The 16,499-nt window shown below is 67.3% G+C and carries 15 protein-coding genes; 12 read left to right on the top strand and 3 right to left on the bottom strand.

The features are described from left to right. Nucleotides 1-6: 6 nt before the first annotated feature. The 9 genes from nuoN (at nucleotide 7) to AC1RUS_RS07660 (ending at nucleotide 9,083) form a co-directional block, all read left to right on the top strand. Nucleotides 7-1,446, top strand: coding sequence for an NADH-quinone oxidoreductase subunit NuoN (gene nuoN / locus AC1RUS_RS07700; RefSeq protein WP_492914688.1), 1,440 nt, complete (start codon nucleotides 7-9; stop codon nucleotides 1,444-1,446). Nucleotide 1,447: 1 nt separating this feature from the next. After that, nucleotides 1,448-2,209, top strand: coding sequence for a biotin--[acetyl-CoA-carboxylase] ligase (locus tag AC1RUS_RS07695; protein ID WP_492914686.1), 762 nt, complete (start codon nucleotides 1,448-1,450; stop codon nucleotides 2,207-2,209). Continuing rightward, complete coding sequence (locus AC1RUS_RS07690) at nucleotides 2,210-2,992, top strand: type III pantothenate kinase (RefSeq protein ID WP_492914684.1); 783 nt, start codon at nucleotides 2,210-2,212, stop codon at nucleotides 2,990-2,992. Continuing rightward, a complete protein-coding gene (locus AC1RUS_RS07685) occupies nucleotides 2,992-4,671 on the top strand; it encodes a ribonuclease J (RefSeq protein ID WP_492914682.1) in 1,680 nt (559 codons plus the stop codon). Before AC1RUS_RS07690 ends, AC1RUS_RS07685 begins: the two co-directional genes overlap by 1 nt. Nucleotides 4,672-4,783: 112 nt before the next feature. Further along, nucleotides 4,784-5,203, top strand: a complete 420-nt coding sequence (gene mce, locus AC1RUS_RS07680; RefSeq protein ID WP_492914680.1) for a methylmalonyl-CoA epimerase — start codon at nucleotides 4,784-4,786, stop codon at nucleotides 5,201-5,203. Further along, the gene (locus AC1RUS_RS07675) at nucleotides 5,203-5,463 is read left to right on the top strand and encodes a DUF1467 family protein (protein WP_492914678.1); all 261 of its coding nucleotides are present in this window, start codon (nucleotides 5,203-5,205) and stop codon (nucleotides 5,461-5,463) included. Before mce ends, AC1RUS_RS07675 begins: the two co-directional genes overlap by 1 nt. Before the next feature lie 332 nt (nucleotides 5,464-5,795). After that, nucleotides 5,796-7,124 (top strand): proline--tRNA ligase, encoded by a 1,329-nt coding sequence (gene proS / locus AC1RUS_RS07670; protein WP_492914676.1) that lies wholly within the window; start codon nucleotides 5,796-5,798, stop codon nucleotides 7,122-7,124. Beyond that, a complete protein-coding gene (locus AC1RUS_RS07665) occupies nucleotides 7,124-8,404 on the top strand; it encodes a lipoprotein-releasing ABC transporter permease subunit (protein ID WP_492914674.1) in 1,281 nt (426 codons plus the stop codon). Before proS ends, AC1RUS_RS07665 begins: the two co-directional genes overlap by 1 nt. Continuing rightward, nucleotides 8,397-9,083 carry an ABC transporter ATP-binding protein gene (locus tag AC1RUS_RS07660; RefSeq protein ID WP_492914673.1) on the top strand — a complete coding sequence of 229 codons (687 nt, stop codon included), beginning with the start codon at nucleotides 8,397-8,399 and terminating at the stop codon, nucleotides 9,081-9,083. The genes AC1RUS_RS07665 and AC1RUS_RS07660 overlap by 8 nt, the downstream gene beginning before the upstream one ends. Nucleotide 9,084: 1 nt before the next feature. Here the strand turns inward: AC1RUS_RS07660 and AC1RUS_RS07655 are convergent, their stop codons facing one another. Then, on the bottom strand, nucleotides 9,085-10,323 hold the full coding sequence (locus tag AC1RUS_RS07655) for a hypothetical protein (protein WP_492914671.1): 1,239 nt from the start codon (nucleotides 10,321-10,323) through the stop codon (nucleotides 9,085-9,087). Nucleotides 10,324-10,367: 44 nt separating this feature from the next. Then, on the bottom strand, nucleotides 10,368-11,327 hold the full coding sequence (locus AC1RUS_RS07650; protein ID WP_492914669.1) for a nucleoside hydrolase: 960 nt from the start codon (nucleotides 11,325-11,327) through the stop codon (nucleotides 10,368-10,370). Nucleotides 11,328-11,491: 164 nt separating this feature from the next. Between AC1RUS_RS07650 and sidA the strand changes: the two genes are divergently transcribed. The 3 genes from sidA to AC1RUS_RS07635 are packed head-to-tail and all read left to right on the top strand — an operon-like array spanning nucleotide 11,492 to nucleotide 15,405. Next, on the top strand, nucleotides 11,492-11,581 hold the full coding sequence (gene sidA / locus AC1RUS_RS07645) for a cell division inhibitor SidA (RefSeq protein ID WP_156111316.1): 90 nt from the start codon (nucleotides 11,492-11,494) through the stop codon (nucleotides 11,579-11,581). Between the two features lie 24 nt (nucleotides 11,582-11,605). Further along, complete coding sequence (gene dnaE / locus AC1RUS_RS07640; RefSeq protein WP_492914666.1) at nucleotides 11,606-15,037, top strand: DNA polymerase III subunit alpha; 3,432 nt, start codon at nucleotides 11,606-11,608, stop codon at nucleotides 15,035-15,037. Nucleotides 15,038-15,054: 17 nt separating this feature from the next. Beyond that, the gene (locus tag AC1RUS_RS07635) at nucleotides 15,055-15,405 is read left to right on the top strand and encodes a GFA family protein (protein WP_492914664.1); all 351 of its coding nucleotides are present in this window, start codon (nucleotides 15,055-15,057) and stop codon (nucleotides 15,403-15,405) included. A gap of 380 nt (nucleotides 15,406-15,785) precedes the next feature. On the opposite strand, the gene AC1RUS_RS07630 is transcribed toward AC1RUS_RS07635, so the two are convergent. After that, nucleotides 15,786-16,391, bottom strand: coding sequence for a hypothetical protein (locus tag AC1RUS_RS07630; protein ID WP_492914662.1), 606 nt, complete (start codon nucleotides 16,389-16,391; stop codon nucleotides 15,786-15,788). Nucleotides 16,392-16,499 lie beyond the last annotated feature (108 nt).

Below are 16,499 nucleotides of genomic sequence, written 5' to 3'. Positions count from 1 at the left end.
GGGCCTATGACGTTTTCCGCCAACCTTTCGCTCGTCCTGCCTGAGGCGATCCTCGCCGGCTCGGCCCTGGTGCTGCTGGTCTGGGGCGCCTTCCAGGGCAAGGCCACGCCGGCCTTCACCCTGGCCAGCGTCGCGGCCCTGATCGCCGCGGCCGTCGCCGCGGTGCTCGGTCCGCATGGCCACGCCTTCAACGGCGCCTATTCGGCCGACGCCGCCGCCACCTACGCCAAGGTCGCGATCTTCATCTCCAGCGCCGTCGGCATCGTGCTGGGCGACCGCTGGCTGGCCCAGCGCGGCGACCAGAAGTTCGAATACGCCGTGCTGGTGATCCTGGCGGCGCTGGGCATGGGCGTCACCGCCTCGGCCGGCGACCTGATCAGCCTCTATATCGGCGTCGAGCTGCAATCTCTGGCCCTTTACGTCCTGGCGGCCTTCCGCCGCGACGACGCCAAGGCCTCGGAAGCCGGTCTGAAGTACTTCGTGCTGGGCGCCCTGTCATCGGGGCTGCTGCTCTACGGCTCGTCGCTGATCTATGGCTTCGCCGGCTCGACCCGCTTTGCCGAAATCGCCGCCGCCGCCCATGGCGCGCACGGCGTGGGCCTGCTGTTCGGCCTGATCTTCCTGATCTGCGGCTTGGCGTTCAAGGTCTCGGCCGCACCGTTCCACATGTGGACGCCCGACGTCTACGAAGGCGCCCCGACCCCGGTCGTCGGCTTCTTCGCCGCCGCGCCGAAGCTGGCCGCCATGATGATGTTCGCCCGCGTGCTGGGCGACGCCTTCCCGGACTCGGTCGCCCAATGGCGCCAGGTCCTGATCATCGCCTCGCTGATCTCGGTGTTCGTCGGCGCCTTCGCCGGCCTAGCCCAGACCAACCTCAAGCGCCTGTGGGCCTATAGCTCGATCGCCAATGTCGGCTACGCCCTGCTGGGCGTGGCCACCGGCGGCGAGACCGGCCTGCACGCCATGCTGGTCTTCATGGTGCTCTACATGGTCGACGTGACCGGCTTCTTCGCCTGCCTGCAGGCCCTGAGCCGTGACGGCAAGCCGATGGAGACCATCGAGGACATGGCCGGCCTGGTGAAGGAACGTCCGGGCGTCGCCCTGGCCATGACGGCGTTCTCGCTGTCGGCCCTGGGCCTGCCGCCGTTCTCCGGCTTCTGGTCGAAGTTCTACGTCTTCAAGGCCGCGCTGGGGACCGGCGACGTGATGATGCAGTGGGCGGCCGTGCTCGGTCTCGTCGGCAGCGTCGTGGCGGCGTTCTACTACCTGCGCCTGATCAAGACGATGTGGTTCGACGCTCCGGCCGCCGCGACGGACGCCCCGGCTCCGGCCGCGCGCGCCGTCGGCTTCGCCGCCGCCCTGTTCTCGTTCCCGGTGGTGCTGATCGCCCTGATCTGGCTCGACCCGGCCGCCAAGGCCGCCGCCGCGGCCTTTGGCCACGCGTGACGTGACGGGCGTCCCCTCGCAAAGGAACGGGCCGCCCGTCGTCGTCTTCGACGAGATCGACTCCACCAACGCCGAGGCCCGTCGCCGTGCGGAAGCGGGCGAGACCGGACCCGTGTGGCTGGTCGGCCTGCGCCAGACCGCCGGGCGCGGTCGGCGTGGTCGCGTCTGGGAGACCGGCGAGGGCAATCTCGCCGCCACCCTGCTTTTCGCCACCGACAAGCCGCCAGCCGAGGCCGCCCAGGTTTCATTCGTCGCCGCCTTGGCGGTCGCCGACATGCTCGGCGCCTATGTCCCGCCTTCGCTCGTCAGCCTGAAGTGGCCCAATGACCCGCTGCTGGGCGGCCTGAAGGTCAGCGGCATCCTGATCGAGTCCGGGGCCCGGGCGAACGGCGGCCTGTGGGTCGCCGCCGGCATGGGCGTGAACCTGGCCCGCAAGCCGATCGACAGCGAGCGTCCCGCCACGGCCCTGACCACCCACCGCGCCGCGCCGCCGCCGTCGCCGGTCGACGCCATCGAGGTGTTGGCCGACGCCTTCGAGCGCTGGTCCAAGGTCTGGATGTCGCTGGGCTTTCCCGCCATCGCCGACGCCTGGACCGCCCGCGCCCACGGTCTGGGTGAGCCCTGCATCGCCCGCCTGGGAACCGAGACCGTCGAGGGGATCGCCGAGGGCCTGGACGGCGACGGCGCGCTGCGCCTGCGGTTGCCGGACGGCCGTTTACGGCGCATCACCGCCGGCGACGTCTTCTTCGGAGGGGCCTTCTGAATGCTGCTGGCGATCGAGCAAGGCAACACCAACACCATGTTCGCCATCCATGATGGCCAGAACTGGATCGCGCAGTGGCGCGCGGCGACCGAGAGCACCCGCACGGCCGACGAATACGTCGTGTGGCTGTCGCAGCTGCTGTCGATGCAGGGCCTGGGTTTCCGGGCCATCGACGCCTGCATCATCTCCAGCGTGGTGCCGCAGTCGATCTTCAACCTGCGCAACCTGTGCCGCCGCTATTTCGGCGTCGAGCCGCTGGTGATCGGCGAGAACGCCAAGCTGGGCGTGGATGTGCGCATCGACAAGCCGTCCGAGGCCGGCGCCGACCGCCTGGTCAACGCCGTGGGCGCGCACATGATCTATCCGGGCCCGTTGATTGTCATCGACAGCGGCACGGCCACCACCTTCGACATCGTCGCCGCCGACGGCGCATTCGAGGGCGGCATCATCGCCCCGGGCATCAACCTGTCCATGCAGGCGCTGCACGAAGCGGCGGCCAAGCTGCCCCGCATCGCCATCCAGCGACCGGCCCGCAATCGCGTGGTCGGCACCGACACCGTCAGCGCCATGCAGTCGGGGGTGTTCTGGGGCTATATCTCCCTGATCGAAGGGCTCGTGTCGCGCATCAAGGCCGAGCGCGCCGAGCCCATGACCGTGGTCGCCACCGGCGGGGTCGCCTCGCTGTTCGAAGGCGCCACGGACTGCATCGATCACTTCGATTCGGATCTGACGATCCGCGGACTCCTCGAAATTCACCGTCGCAACACCACCTTAGAGACCTGATGACAAAATCCTCCCAAGACGAACTCGTCTTCCTGCCGCTCGGCGGGTCGAACGAGATCGGAATGAACTTCAATCTGTATGGCTTTGGTCCGGCTCACGATCGCAAGTGGATCGTGGTCGACCTGGGCGTGACCTTCGGCGACCAGACGACGCCCGGCGTCGAGATCATCCTGCCTGATCCGGAATATATCGAGGCCTATGCCGACGATATCCTCGGCATCGTGCTGACCCACGCCCACGAAGACCACCTGGGCGCGGTGCACTGGCTGTGGCCGCGCCTGAAGGCGCCGGTCTACGCCACGCCCTTCACCGCCTTCCTGCTGCGCGAGAAGCTGCGGGACGCGCGGCTGCTGGACGAGGTGTCGATCACCGAGATCCCGCTGGGCGGCCAGTTCAAGATCGGCCCGTTCGATCTGGAAATGATCACCCTGACCCACTCGATCCCCGAGCCGAACGGCCTGGCGATCAAGACGCCGCTGGGCACGATCCTGCACACCGGCGACTGGAAGATCGACCCGAACCCGCAGCTGGGCGAGGCGACCGACATCGAGGGCCTGCGCCGCCTGGGCGACGAAGGCGTCCTGGCCATGGTCTGCGACTCGACCAACGTCTTCGTCGACGGCGAGGCCGGCTCGGAAGCCGAGGTCCGCGTCGAGATGAACAAGCTGATCTCCGGCCTGACCGGCAAGATCGCCGTAGCCTGCTTTGCCTCGAACGTCGCGCGTATGGACACCGTTATCCGCGCCGCCCAGGCCGCCGGCCGCAAGGTCTGCCTCGCCGGTCGCTCGATGCACCGCATGGCCGCCGCCGCGCGCTCGGTCGGCTTCCTGGAAGGTCTCGAGCCGTTCGTCACCGACGACCAGGCCAAGTACCTGCCCGAGAACGAGATCCTGTTCCTGTGCACCGGCAGTCAAGGCGAGGCGAGGGCGGCTCTGTCGCGTATCGCCGAGGGCAACCACCCGCATGTGAAGCTCTCGCAGGGCGACCACGTGGTCTTCAGCTCGCGGGTCATTCCGGGCAACGAGATCCCCATCCGCAACCTGCAGAACAAGCTGGCCGATCGCGGCGTACGCCTGCACACCGAGCGCGACACCCCCGGCATCCACGTCAGCGGCCACCCGTGCCGCGACGAGCTCAAGCAGATGTACCAGTGGGTGCGCCCCGAGATCGCCGTACCGACCCATGGCGAGCGCCGTCACCTGATCGAGCACGCCGCCTTCGCCAAGGACCTGCAGGTCCCGCACGCGATCTCACCGCGTAACGGCGACATGGTGCGCCTGGCCCCCGGTCATCCGGAGATCATCGACGAGGTTCCGGCCGGCCGTCTCTATGTCGACGGCGGCGTCGTGACGCCCGAGAACGGCCAAGCCCTGCGCGAACGTCGCCACGCGGCGTTCAACGGCATGTTGGCCGTGTCGGTCGTGCTGGACGGCAAGAACCGCATTGTCTCGGGCCCGCAGGTCCGGGGCCTCGGTCTGGCTGGCGACAACGACTACCCGCTGGACGAGGCCATGGATGACCTGGCCGAGGAAGCCGAGACCGCCTTCAAGCGCCTGGGCGGCGACGACAAGGAAAGCGACGAGGTCATTGAGAACGCCATATCGCGGGCCGTGAAGAAGGCCGCGTTCCGGATTTGGGAGCGCAAGCCGGTCGTCGAGACCACCGTCCTGCGCACCTGACCCAACGGAAGAGCCCGCCCGCCGTCATTTCGCCACGGCGGGCGGGTCTTTCGGCGTCGCGACCCAGGTGTTAGGCCTTCGCGCAAACAACAGGATGCGCGGGAGCAGGATCATGATCGGCAAGCTGAACCACGTCGGCGTCGCCACGCCCTCGATCGATGAGTCGCTGAAGATGTACCGCGACCTCCTGGGCGCGACCTCGGTGACGGACAAGTGGGCGATGCCGGAGCAGGGCGTCTGGGTCTGCTTTGTCAACCTGCCCAACAGCCAGATCGAGCTCATCGAGCCCTATGGCGAAAAGTCGCCAATCCACGCCTTCCTGGCCAAGAACCCCAAGGGCGGCCAGCACCACATCTGCTTCGAGGTCGAGAACATCTACGAGGCCCGCGACGCCCTGGTGGCCAAGGGGGCGACCGTGTTGGGCGAGCCGCGCATCGGCGCCCACGGCACCCTGATCATCTTCGTTCACCCCAAGGACATGGGCGGCCTGCTGGTCGAACTCATGGAGACGCCCAAGGAGGCGCATCACTGATGAGCTTGCTCACCTCCGCTTCGGTTTTCCTGGTCGTCTGGTGGACGGTGCTGTTCGCCGTCCTGCCGATCGGCTCGCGCAGCTATCACGAGATGGGCCTAAAGCCGCCCGGCGGCGGCGATCCCGGGGCGCCCGTGAATCCCAATCTCAAGCGAAAGTTCTTCACCACCACCTGGATCGCCGTGGTGGTCTTCACGATCATCTGGGTGATCGTTCGCTTCCATCTGATCAGCCTGCCGCCGATGCGTTCAGGGTACTAACGGAAGCCCGGCGCCCAACCCTTGGGCGTCGCGCGGTGTTTCTGCCCGCTATCGCTCAAGGCTTGGGCGAAACGGCCAAATGCGCGACGCCAGCCGCATGCGCATGCCCCTACAGATGTTCGGACGCCTACAGTGAACTTACGGGATCAGTTGGTTCTGGTCCCACTCTGTGGCGTCTTCCCCGACGATGAACTTGCAAGGCCGCGCGAGGATCGCGCGGCCTTCTTTTCGTTCCACAGCTTCCGGATGGCCATCTTTTCGCCCCGCGCGTTGCCAAGCTGTCAGGCAAGAGGCTATCTCAGGCCCTCATAATTCCCGGAGACGTCTCTCATATGCGCTTGTCGCGCTATTTCCTGCCCGTGCTGAAGGAAGCCCCTTCCGACGCCCAGATCGCGTCGCACCAACTGATGCTGCGCGCCGGCATGATTCGCCAGGAAGCGGCGGGCATCTATGCCTGGCTGCCGCTGGGCCTGCGGGTGCTCAACCGCATCGAACAGATCGTCCGCGAGGAAATGGATCGCGCCGGCGCCATCGAGCTCTTGATGCCGACCCTGCAGCTGGCCGACCTGTGGCGCGAGTCGGGCCGTTACGACGCCTATGGCCCCGAGATGCTGCGCATCACCGACCGTCACGAGCGCGAGCTGCTGTACGGACCCACCAACGAGGAAATGATCACCGAGATCTTCCGCGGCTCGGTGAAGAGCTACAAGGACCTGCCCAAGAACCTCTACCACGTGCAGTGGAAGTTCCGGGACGAGCGTCGCCCGCGCTTTGGCGTGATGCGCGGCCGCGAGTTCCTGATGAAGGACGCCTACAGTTTCGACCTCGACGCCAAGGGCGCGCGCGAGTCGTACAACCGCATGTTCGTGGCCTATCTGAACCTGTTCGCGCGGATGGGCCTGAAGGCTGTGCCGATGCGCGCCGACACCGGTCCGATCGGCGGCGACCTGAGCCACGAGTTCATCGTCCTGGCCGACACCGGCGAGAGCGCCGTGTTCTGCCACAAGGACCTCGTCGAGATGGGGGCGCCCGGTCCCGACGTCGACTGGTACGGCGACCTGCAGCCGCTGGTCGACCAGCGCACTGCGCTCTACGCCGCCACAGAGGAAATGCACGACGAGGCCGCCTTCGCCAAGGTGCCCGAGGGCGACCGCCTGTCGGCGCGCGGCATCGAAGTCGGCCACATCTTCTCGTTCGGGACGAAGTACTCCGACCCGATGAAGGCCACGGTCGCCGGGCCGGACGGCAAGGACGTGCCGGTGCAGATGGGTTCGTACGGCGTGGGCGTCTCGCGCCTGCTGGGCGCGATCATCGAAGCCAGCCACGACGACGCCGGCATCATCTGGCCGGAGTCGGTGGCGCCGTTCGATGTCGGAATCATCAACATGCGCCAGGGCGACGCCGGCTGCGACGACGCCTGCGATGCCGCCTACAAGGCCCTGACCACAGCCGGCAAGACGGTGCTCTACGACGACACCGACGCCCGCGGCGGCGCCAAGTTCGCGACCATGGACCTGATCGGTCTGCCCTGGCAGATCATCATCGGTCCCAAGGGCGTGGCCGAGGGCGTGGTCGAGCTGAAGAACCGGGCGACCGGCGAGCGCTCCACCGCGCCGCTGGACGCCGTCGTCGCCAGCCTCACGCAAGGCAAGGCCGCCTGATGGCCGATCTCGGGGCCGCCGGACCGTTCAGCCGCTGGGAGCGCTCCGTCGCCTGGCGGTACCTGCTGGCCAAGCGGAAGAACGGCGGCGTGGCCCTGATCTCGGTGATCTCGTTCTGCGCGGTGATGTTGGCGGTCTTCGCCCTCATCACCGTGATGAGCGTGATGAACGGCTTCCGCGCAGAGCTGCTGGGCCGGATCCTCGGCTTCAACGGCCACCTCTATGCGCAGTCGCCTCTGATCAACGGGCCGGACCGCGAAGGCGTGATCACCCGCATCCGCGCGGTGCCGGGCGTGGTCCAGGCCGTACCGATGGTCGAGGCCCAGGCCATGGTCATCGGCCCTGGCCAAGTGACCGGCGCCATCGTGCGCGGCGTCACGCCCCGCGACCTGAAAAGCCTGAAGATCATTTCCGGCAACATCAAGAAGGGCTCGTTGAACGGCTTTGGCCAGGGCGAGTTCGGCGGCGACATCATCCTGATCGGCGACCGCATGGCCGCCAACCTCGGCGTCCAGCCCGGCGATCCGATCACCCTGATCTCGCCTTCGGGCCCGGCCACGGCTTTCGGCAGCTCGACCCGCGAGAAGGACTATATCGTCGGCGGCGTGTTTAGCGTCGGGATGAGTCAGTTCGACGAGGCCTATGTCTACATGCCGCTGGAGCAGTCCCAACTGTTCTTCGGGCGCGACACCTCGGTCGACTATGTGGAGATCAAGGTCGACGATCCAGACGACGCCAAGGCCCTGAAGCCGGCCGTCGAAGCCGCCAGCGGCCCGGGCTCGCTGGTCGCCGACTGGATGGACAAGAACCACAGCTATTTCACGGCCCTGCAGGTCGAGCGCAAGGTCATGCGGCTGATCCTGTTCTGCATCGTCGCGATCGCCACCCTGAACATCATCTCCAGCCTGGTGATGCTGGTGAAGAACAAGGGCAAGGACATCGCCATCTTGCGCACCATGGGCGCAGGGCAGGGCGCGATCCTGCGGATCTTCGTGATGGCCGGCGCCTCGATCGGCGTGGCCGGCACCCTGAGCGGTCTGCTGCTGGGCGTGCTGTTCTGCGCCAACATCACCGCCATCCAGAACTTTGTCGAATGGGCCACCGGCACGGCGGTGTTCAGCGCCGACGTCTACATGCTGTCCCACATCCCGGCCAAGATCGATTGGTCGGAGGTCGGCGGCATCGTCGGCCTGTCGGCCCTGATGAGCATCGCGGCGACGCTTCCGCCCGCCTGGCGCGCGTCGCGCCTCGATCCGGTTGAGGCGCTTCGCTATGAGTGATCCCGTCCTGTCCCTGCGGGGCGTCGAGCGGGTCTACAAGACCGAGGCCGGCGATCTTCCCGTGCTGCGCGGCGTCGATCTCGACGTCTATCCCGGCGAGGTCGTGGGCCTGATCGGGCCGTCGGGCTCGGGCAAGTCTTCGCTGCTGCACTCGGCCGGTCTGCTGGAGCGTCCCGACGCCGGCCTCGTGGCCCTGGGCGGCCGCGACTGCTCCAAGCTGTCCGAGCGCGTGCGCACCCGCATCCGCCTGGGCACGGTGGGCTTCGTCTATCAGTTCCACCACCTGCTGCCCGAGTTCAGCGCCCTGGAGAACGTCGCCCTGCCGGGAATGATCGCCGGGCGCGGCAAGGCCGAGGCCGACGCTCGCGCCGGGGAGCTGCTGAGCGAGCTTGGCCTCCAGGCTCGCCTGAACCACCAGCCGGCCCAGATGTCGGGCGGCGAACAGCAGCGTGTGGCCATCGCCCGCGCCCTGGCCAACAAGCCGCAACTGCTGCTGGCCGATGAGCCGACGGGCAATCTCGATCCCGCCACCTCGGCGGCGGTGTTCCAGTCGCTCTACAGCCTGGCGCGGGGGCAGGGCGTCGCGGCGCTGATCGCCACCCATAACATGGACCTGGCGCGCTACATGGACCGGGTGTTCGCCCTGAAGGACGGCCATCTCGTGGCCCAGACCTTCTGATCTAGAACTGACGACGATAGGCCGTCTGCAGGACCGCTTGCCGTTGGTCGGGCGAGGCGCCCAGACGCCGCCGGTCTGGCCGGTGGCTGTCGATGGTCATGGCCTCGAACACCACCTGGGCGTTCGGCCTGACGTCCCAGCGATAGGCCGCCAGGGCCGACCAGCCGCGTTCGGAATTGTTGTCCACGGCCTTGTTCGTGCGGTCGCTGACCGAGAAGTGGTCGAGGCGGCCCGTCAGGCTGCCAGGGCCCAGCGCCTGGGTGACCGAGACATAGGCGGCCTCGAACCCGACATCGATCCAGACTCCGTTGGCGTTGGAATAGCCCATCAGGGTCTCGCCGCGCATCACCTGGGCCTTGGCCTGGGTGTCGCCCAGGTCCAGCCGTGCTCCGAGGTTCCAGAACCGGGTCTCCCACGACCATTCGCGGGCCTCGACGCTGACGCGGTCGCCGCGATTGTCGTAGCCGAAGAGATCGAGGGCCAGCTTCGGATCCGGTCGCCATTCCAGGCGGCCGTAATAGCCGGTGCGTCCGTCCAGCTCGAGCAGCGGCGTGGTGTGCGGCGCCTGGCGGCGGGCCATGAACGGGGTCAAGGCCGGCAACGGGAAGCGTCCCGTCACCGGCGACTTCAGATCGTGCAGCGCCCAACCTCGGAATGACAGCAGGGTGCCGGAGGTGTCGCCATGGGTGAAGGCGCCGGCGGTCGCCGACAGACCCTGTCCGAACAGCGAGCCGCGCACGGTGGCCTCGATCCCGGCGACCTTGGTCTCCTCGGCCACCCAGCTGTTGAGCGCCGACGGCGTGATGGTGTCGGGCACTGTCCAGTCCAGGCCGTCGTGCTCCAGGGAGATCTGCGGATAGTAGGCGCCCACCCGGCCCGACAGGCGCATGGCGTGGCCGGCGGGACCGCGATAGGACACATAGGCCTCGCCCAGGTCGACGAGGTGATCCTGGCCGTCCTGGCTCTCGGCCACGACGACGGCGGTCAGGCTGTCGGAGAAACGCGGGTTCCAGACCAGGGCGGCCTCGCCCAGCTTCACGCCGCGCCGGCCCGGCCCGAAACGCGACTTGCCCAGGCCGTTATCGACCCACGAGGTCTCGCCATCGGCGGTGGCTATGCGAAGATCCAGCACGCCGGAAAAGGCGTCACGCGAGAACAGGTCGACCTGCGCCTGGGCGGAGCCCGCCGCGAGGCTGGAAGCGACCAACGTGCCAAGAAGTGCGAAGCGCGCGCTGTTCATGGAAAACAGGCTACGCTCAGTCTCTTAGATACACGTTAAGCGCGTTATAGCAGCGCTTGCCTCATCGCCGCGAAGAAGCCGGCCTGGTCGATCTTCTTGACCACTCGGGCGTTGGGCGGCCGGCGCTTCAAGGCCGGGTCGGCCAGTTCGATGTCGGGCAGGATGGCGTGCGAGACGCTGAGATAGCCTCGCGTCAGCTCGCCCAGCGTCTCGACGTCGACCACGGCGTATTCGGCCTCCAGGATCAGGCTTTGGTCCAACGCGACGGCGCAGGTGAGGGCGTCCGGGTGCAGGCTGCCGTTCAAGCCTTCTGTCTCCTGGGCGAAGGCCAGGGAGGCGCGGTTGACCTCGTTAAAGAACCGCGCACGCGGCGTGCACAGCGCGTCCAGGACGGCGAGTTGGTCCAGGTCCAGCAGGCCGTCGCGCAAGGTCTCCGTCCAGGTGACGATGGTCATGTCGAAGCCGGCGTTGACCACGATCTTGGCCGCTTCCGGATCGACGTAGAAGTTGTACTCCGCCGCCGGCGTGACATTGCCGACCCCATTGTCCGTGCCGCCCATGATCCACAGGTGCTTGACCGCCTTGGCGATGCGCGGTTCGCGCAGATAGGCCAGTGCGATGTTGGTCAGGGGCGCCTGGGCGATCAGGACAATCTCGCCGGGCGCGGCCATCACCCGGCGGACGATCTCATCGACCGCGTGGCCCTCGGCCGGGCGCTGCGCGGCGAGGGGATAGCCGCTGTCGCTCATGCCGTCCGCGCCGAACACATAGGCCGCGTCCAGCGGCGCGCGCGAGAACGGCGCCTGGGCGCCCAGATAGACCGGAACCTCGCCGGCCTTGCCGCAGACCTCGAGGGTCTTCAGGGCGTTTTCGGCGTGCTGGACGAAGCCGACATTGCCGTGAGCGATGGTGATGGCCTCGACGGTCACGCCGGGGCGGGTGAGGGCCAGCATCAGGGAGAAGACGTCGTCCCCGGCGGTGTCGGTGTCGATGATCAGGCGCATGGGCTGATCTGACCTGATCCGTCGCCGAGAACCAGAGGCGGCGCGCCTCTACCCCCCCCACCGAGTGACTCGCCCAAAGAAAATGCGGTGGATCGTCGCGGAACATCTTGTGAACAGAACAAAAGCGGAATATGGAACAAAACAAGAAATTTGTGGAGGTTCCGATGATCCGTATCGCTCGTGAGTCTTTGGCCCTTGTGTCCGTGGCCAGCTTCGTCTGGATGATGTGCTCGGTCGCCCAGTTGGTGGCCTGAGTCGACTGAGCGGAGGCATGGGTCATGGCGAACGATGAGGGGCAGGGCTTCGTCCACCTTCGAGTTCGCTCGGCCTATTCCTTGCTGGAAGGCGCCATCAAGGCCGACCAGATCGGCAAGCTGGCGGCCGCGGCCGAAATGCCCGCCGCAGGCCTGACCGACCGGGCCAACCTGTTCGGCGCTCTCGAATACTCGTCCTACGCCAAGGACGCCGGCATCCAGCCGATCATCGGTTGCGCCATTCCCATCGCCGGCATCGGCCAGGGGCCTACCGAACGCTGGGCCCGGGCGCCGACGATCACCCTGCTGGCCCAGAACGAGCGGGGCTATCTCAACCTCTCCGAACTGTCGTCCATCGCCTATCTGGACAGCAGCGAACTGGCCGAGCCGATCGTGCCGTGGGCCAAGGTGGTCGAATATTCCGAAGGCCTGATCCTGCTGTCGGGCGGGACCGACGGTCCGATCGACGCGCTGTTCGCCTCGGGCAAGACCGCCGAGGCCACCCAGGCGCTGGTCGAGATGAACCGAGTGTTCGGCGACCGCTTCTATGTCGAGCTTCAGCGCCACGGCCTGCCGCGCCAGGCCGCCGCCGAGCCGGGCCTGGTCAACTGGGCCTATGAGAACGACGTGCCGCTGGTGGCCACCAACGACGTCTATTACGCCAAGCGCGAGATGTACGACGCGCACGACGCGCTGCTGTGCATCTCCGACGGCTCGTTCGTCGGCCAGGACGAACGCCGGCGGGTGACGCCCGAGCACTTTTTCAAGTCGGCCACCGACATGCGCAAGCTGTTCGCCGACCTGCCGGAAGCCTGCGACAACACCATCGACATCGCCCGCCGCTGCGCCTTCCTGGTCAAGAAGCGCGATCCCATCCTGCCCAGCTTCCCGACGGGCGACGGCCGCAGCGAGCCCGAAGAGCTCGAGCACCAGGCCCGCGAAGGCCTGAAGATGCGCCTCGACGGCCTGGAGCTGGCGGTCGAGGAGCAGGTCTACTGGGATCGCCTGGATTTCGAGCTGGGCATCATCAAGAAGATGGGCTTCCCCGGCTACTTCCTGATCGTGTCGGACTTCATCAAGTGGGCCAAGTCGCACGGCATTCCGGTCGGTCCGGGACGGGGTTCGGGCGCCGGTTCGCTGGTCGCCTGGGTGCTGACCATCACCGACCTCGATCCGCTGCGCTTCGGCCTGCTGTTCGAGCGCTTCCTCAATCCCGAGCGGGTCTCGATGCCCGACTTCGATATCGACTTCTGCCAGGAGCGACGCGAAGAGGTCATCGTCTACGTCCAGGAAAAGTACGGCCGCGACCGGGTGGCCCAGATCATCACCTTCGGCAGCTTGCAGGCCCGCGCCGTGCTGCGCGACGTCGGGCGGGTGATGCAGTTGCCGCTGGGCCTGGTGGACCGTCTTTGCAAGATGGTGCCCAACAACCCCGCCGCGCCGGTGACCCTGGCCCAGGCCATCGATCTGGAGCCGCGCCTCAAGCAAGCCAAGAAGGAAGACGGCAACGTCTCGGCCTGCCTTGACGTGGCCCTGCAGCTGGAAGGCCTGTTCCGCAACGCCTCGACCCACGCCGCCGGCGTGGTCATCGGCGACCGGCCCCTGACCCAGCTGACGCCGCTCTACAAGGATCCGCGCTCGGACCTGCCCGCCACGCAGTTCAACATGAAGTGGGTCGAAAGCGCCGGTCTGGTGAAGTTCGACTTCCTGGGCCTGAAGACCCTGACGGTGCTGGACCGCGCCGTGAAGCACCTGAAGAAGCGCGGAGCCGACGTCGACCTGGGCAAGCTGCCCTTCGATGACGCCAAGACCTACGAACTCCTCGCCTCGGGCCAGACGGTCGGCGTGTTCCAGCTGGAAAGCCAGGGCATGCGCGACACCCTGCGCAAGATGCGCTGCGGGTCGATCGAGGAGATCACCGCGCTGATCTCGCTGTATCGACCGGGCCCGATGGACAACATCGACACCTTCGTCGACTGCAAATTCGGCCGAAAGCCCGTCGACACCCTGCACCCGTCGCTGGAGACGGTGCTGAAGGAGACCTACGGCGTCATCGTCTATCAGGAACAGGTGATGCAGATCGCCCAGATCCTGGCGGGCTACAGCCTGGGCGAAGCCGACCTTCTGCGCCGCGCGATGGGCAAGAAGAAGAAGGAGGAGATGGATCTCCAGAAGATCCGTTTCGTCTCCGGGGCCAAGGACAAGAACGTTCCCGAGGAGCAGTCGGGCTCGATCTTCGAGCTGGTGGCTAAGTTCGCCGGCTACGGCTTCAACAAGAGCCACGCGGCCGCCTACGCCCTGATCGCCTACCAGACCGCCTGGCTGAAGGCCAATACGCCGGTCGAGTTCCTGGCCGCGTCGATGAGCCTTGATATCTCCAACACCGACAAGCTGGCGGTCTTCCACCAGGACGCCCGCCGGTTCGACATCACGGTGCGCGCGCCGGACGTCAATCGCTCGGGCGCCGACTTCGAGGTCGAGGACGGCGAGGTGCTCTACGCCCTGGGCGCGGTGCGCAATGTCGGTCTGGAAGCCATGAAGCACCTGGTCGCTGTGCGGGAGGAGGGCGGCCCCTTCCGAGACATCTTCGATTTCGTCGAGCGGGTGGATCCCAAGCAGGTCAACAAGCGCGCCATCGAGAACCTGGCCCGGGCCGGGGCCTTCGACAGCTTCCACAAGAACCGCGCCCAGATCCTGGCTTCGTCGGATGTGCTGATCGCTCACAGCCAGAGCATCGCCGCCGACCGCCAGGGCGGCCAGCACGCCCTGTTCGGCGCGGATCCGGCCGCCGGTCGGCCGCGCCTGAAGAAGGTGGATCCCTGGAACCAGGTCGACCTGCTGGACGAGGAACTCGCTGCCGTCGGCTTCTACCTGACCGGTCACCCGCTGGAGGACATGGTCGGCATGCTGCGTCGCCGGCGCACCGCCATGCTGACCGAGGTGATCCCGCAGGCCGAGGCCGGCATGGAGGCCTTCCGGATGTGCGGCGTGGTGCGTCGCCGCCAGGAACGCGCGTCGCAGAGCGGGGAACGCTTCGCCTTCGTGTCGCTGTCGGACCCGACCGGCGAATACGAGGTGCTGTTCCCGCCGGAAGCCCTGCGAAAGTGTCGCGAGGTGCTGGAGCCGGGCAAATCGGTGGCGATCAAGGTCCGCGCCAAGGCCCGCGACGGCGAGGTGCGGTTCTTCGGCGACGACGCCGAGCCGATCGAGAAGGCCATCGAGAACGTCGTGGCGGGCTTGCGGGTCCACCTGTCGCCCTCGGCCACCGAGGTCGAGGCCCTGAAGAAGCGCCTGGAGCCGGCCGCCTCGCAGAAGGGCGGCGAGATCAGCTTCATCGCCGCGATCGGCGGCGGCCGCGAGATCGAACTGAAGCTGCCGGGGCGCTATAATCTGGACGCCTCGTTGCGCGGCGCCTTGAAGACGGCGCCCGGCGTGGCCCTGCTGGAAGACGTCTAGGGCGAGGGAGAAGAAGCATGGCCAAGCATCAAGGCGGCTGCCAATGCGGCAAGGTGCGGTTTGAGGTCGAGGTGGGCCTGGACGAACTGATCACCTGCAACTGTTCGCGATGCGGCAAGCTGGGCTCGGTCCTGGCCTTCGCCGGCGAGGACGACTTCACCCTGCTGCAGGGCCAGGACGCCCTGAGCGAGTACCGCTTCAACACTCACAAGATCTCGCACCTGTTCTGCTCGGACTGCGGGATCGAGTCCTTCGGGCGCGGGGAGGGCCCCGGCGGAGTCCGCATGGCGGCCATCAATGTGCGCTGCCTGGACGATGTCGACGTGTTCGCCTTGAAGCCGGTCGAGGTGAACGGCAAGGCGTTCTGATCTCCCTGGCTCGGTCCGCCACCGGCGGCCGACGCCCGCTGGCCGCGCCTGACCAGAAGGCTCTCGGGCGGCGATTCGGCAAGGGCGCATGCGCTCCCTGGGCGACGTTGATGCGTTCGCGCGGACGCTGGTCGACGTGAACGGCAGGGGGTTCCGATCCTTCGAACCCGATACGCCGCGACTCCGATGTCCACCGGTGCTGGGAGCCACTGGCAAAGCCTGGTCAGTAGGTTTGCGGGAGACAGTCCGGCGGTGTCGATGGGGAAGACGATCCGAAGGAGAGGCGTTGTCCCAAAATCCGCGACTGGATCTGGGCAGGGGCCTCTTCATGAAGAGAGCCTTCCGCGTCCCTCCGCGCCCCTCCACGCCGCGCCAAGCGACTAGGGACGTACGCCGCCTGACGCGCCGCCCGCGCCGCCGGGCGTGTCAGGGCAGTCGATCGGGCGCGCGTCGCTGATCCAATCAAGGCCCAGGCGCCCCTCGCGCACCGTGATGCGGACGCAGGCGCCTGTCCTGACGAAGCCGTCTCGCGGGTCGGTCGGCTCGAGATCGGCCTTCCAGGACGTCCCGATCTCAGAGGCCTTGTAATGCGCGATGGTCGAGCCGCCGGCGGATCGCGCCGTGCGCGCGTCGCCGACGACGACCATGTCGTGGGTCCGGCCCGCCTGGATCCCATGGGCGTTGATCCAGACCAGACCGCCGGTCAGCCAGAAGACGCCGACGAAGGTCGCCATGAAGATCCCGACGCCGCGCAGGGTCGCGCGCCATCGCGCTTCATCCGGCCGAGGCGGCGAGGGACGGCAACAGACCACCAGGACGACGGCCACGATCGCGATCCAGCCCCCCTTCACCCACCCGGCGTTCACGAACCCCGTCTGTAGGTCGCCGGGCAGGGCGGTCAGCGGAACGAAGGCCAGCAGCGCCGCGAGGATGAAGCCCACGACGACGATGAGGCCGTCGAGCGCGCCTTGAGCAAGTCTGGTCAACAAAGCCTTCGTCCCCACCGCGCAACGGTAGCCGCCCCGTCGCCGTCTTGCCACCGGCGCATGATCGTCGCGGACCCCGAGGCGAACTTGCGATTCCCCATCGCTCCG

The sequence above is a fragment of the Caulobacter sp. GW821-FHT10F06 genome (assembly GCF_058809215.1).
The sequence above is the reverse complement of the archived record's forward strand: the minus strand, read 5'-3'. Positions and strand labels throughout refer to the sequence as shown.

Coding starts and splice junctions, on each gene's coding strand:
- nuoN (WP_492914688.1), top strand. CDS start 7: ATGACGTTTTCCGCCAACCTTTCGCTCGTCCTGCCTGAGGCGATCCTC.
- AC1RUS_RS07690 (WP_492914684.1), top strand. CDS start 2,210: ATGCTGCTGGCGATCGAGCAAGGCAACACCAACACCATGTTCGCCATC.
- AC1RUS_RS07685 (WP_492914682.1), top strand. CDS start 2,992: ATGACAAAATCCTCCCAAGACGAACTCGTCTTCCTGCCGCTCGGCGGG.
- mce (WP_492914680.1), top strand. CDS start 4,784: ATGATCGGCAAGCTGAACCACGTCGGCGTCGCCACGCCCTCGATCGAT.
- AC1RUS_RS07675 (WP_492914678.1), top strand. CDS start 5,203: ATGAGCTTGCTCACCTCCGCTTCGGTTTTCCTGGTCGTCTGGTGGACG.
- proS (WP_492914676.1), top strand. CDS start 5,796: ATGCGCTTGTCGCGCTATTTCCTGCCCGTGCTGAAGGAAGCCCCTTCC.
- AC1RUS_RS07665 (WP_492914674.1), top strand. CDS start 7,124: ATGGCCGATCTCGGGGCCGCCGGACCGTTCAGCCGCTGGGAGCGCTCC.
- AC1RUS_RS07660 (WP_492914673.1), top strand. CDS start 8,397: ATGAGTGATCCCGTCCTGTCCCTGCGGGGCGTCGAGCGGGTCTACAAG.
- AC1RUS_RS07655 (WP_492914671.1), bottom strand. CDS start 10,323: ATGAACAGCGCGCGCTTCGCACTTCTTGGCACGTTGGTCGCTTCCAGC.
- AC1RUS_RS07650 (WP_492914669.1), bottom strand. CDS start 11,327: ATGCGCCTGATCATCGACACCGACACCGCCGGGGACGACGTCTTCTCC.
- sidA (WP_156111316.1), top strand. CDS start 11,492: ATGATCCGTATCGCTCGTGAGTCTTTGGCCCTTGTGTCCGTGGCCAGC.
- dnaE (WP_492914666.1), top strand. CDS start 11,606: ATGGCGAACGATGAGGGGCAGGGCTTCGTCCACCTTCGAGTTCGCTCG.
- AC1RUS_RS07635 (WP_492914664.1), top strand. CDS start 15,055: ATGGCCAAGCATCAAGGCGGCTGCCAATGCGGCAAGGTGCGGTTTGAG.